Origin of the sequence: Albidovulum sp., assembly GCF_049646345.1 — a bacterium.
Lineage (GTDB): Bacteria > Pseudomonadota > Alphaproteobacteria > Rhodobacterales > Rhodobacteraceae > Albidovulum.
Window position 1 is genome coordinate 1 of the sequence record NZ_JBARVQ010000769.1, and the last position, 1,531, is coordinate 1,531.

At 62.2% G+C, this 1,531-nt stretch carries 1 protein-coding gene and 1 pseudogene; both read right to left on the reverse strand.

Annotated elements, in window-relative coordinates:
* A pseudogene (locus tag WBB85_RS20245) lies at positions 1-280 on the reverse strand (DNA-processing protein DprA); the annotation flags it as partial.
* Positions 281-550: 270 nt separating this feature from the next.
* Positions 551-1,531, reverse strand: a 981-nt coding sequence (locus tag WBB85_RS20250; protein ID WP_432640391.1) for a metallopeptidase TldD-related protein, incomplete at its 5' end; no start/stop codon positions are given.

Consider the following 1,531-nt stretch of genomic DNA (forward strand, 5'->3'; position numbering starts at 1 on the left):
CTCCATAAGCCACGAGCTTCGCCCCGACCCTTTCGCCGGCCTTCATTTCCGCCAGAACGATGTTTTCAGGGCAGATAGCGTAATCTTTCACGCCCGCCGCAGCGGCCACGTCCGGCAACGCCGCGAGTGCGTCCTTGGCGCTGCCATGCTCGGCCATAAGCCGAAAGAATGTCGCTGGACCGACGCGGCGGGATCGCAAGAGACGAAGCCAGTTCCGGCGATCATCCTCTTCGTGGGGTGGGGTGAGGGGGTGGGGTGAAGGGAATAAATCCTTTGCCATCCTCGTCTCCGTCTCTTGCTGCAGCCAACATGCTCCAGAGATGGTTAACGGACCGTGTATGCTATTAGGATTTCAGAATCTTTTTGAAGATGCGCATTTTCACTGGCCCCCCGACCAGTTCCGCAAGTCGTTCTGCAAGTTCCGCCACAGTTCGGCGTTTCATTGGCGCTGCTGGGACGTGATCGGAACGGGCGTCGTGTCAGGCCGTGTGCCAGACTGCGGCCAGGGCCGCGCTTTCACTGGGCGCGACGGGTCTTGCCAACCATTGGGTCAAGCGGCCGACCCGCCAACCGTCAACCCGCCGATCAGTAGCGTCGGCTGGCCCACGCCGACCGGCACCCATTGCCCGGCCTTGCCGCAATTGCCGATACCGGGGTCAAGCTTCATGTCATTGCCGATGGCGCGGATCTGCTTCAAGGCGGTGGCCCCGTCACCGATCAGCGTGGCGCCCTTGACGGGTGCGCCGATCTTGCCGTTCTCAACGCGGTAAGCCTCGGTACAGGAAAAGACGAACTTGCCGTTCGTAATGTCCACCTGACCCCCGCCGAAACCGACAGCATAGATGCCGTCCCGGACCTCGGCGATGACCTCTGACGGATCGGCGGTCCCGCCCAGCATGTAGGTATTCGTCATCCTTGGCATTGGCGCATGGGCATAGCTTTCGCGGCGGCCGTTGCCCGTGGGTTTGACCCCCATCAGGCGCGCGTTCTGACGGTCCTGCATGTAGCCCACGAGCACTCCGTCCTCGATCAGAACGTTCTTGCCGGACGGCGTGCCTTCGTCATCAACAGTCAGTGACCCGCGCCTGTCGGGGATGGTGCCATCGTCCAGCACCGTCACTCCCTTGGCCGCAATCTGCTGTCCCATCAGACCCGCAAAGGCGCTCGTCTTCTTTCGGTTGAAATCGCCTTCCAGCCCGTGACCGATGGCCTCGTGCAGCAAAATCCCCGGCCATCCGGCACCCAGAGCAACCTCCATGACACCGGCAGGGGCGGGGACGGCTTCAAGGTTCACAAGGGCAATTCGAAGTGCCTCCTGCGTTGCCGATTGCCATTTTTCCGGTGCGATCAGGCCGTCCAGCGCGATTCTTCCGCCCTCGCCGTGCCCGCCGCTTTCGCGCCTTCCGTTTTGTTCCACAATGACCGAGACATTGACGCGCACCATCGGACGCGCATCCCGCACCAGCAGACCCTCCGGCCTCAGGATCTCGACCTCTTGCATCGATGCCGCAATCGTAGCCGAGACCTGGAC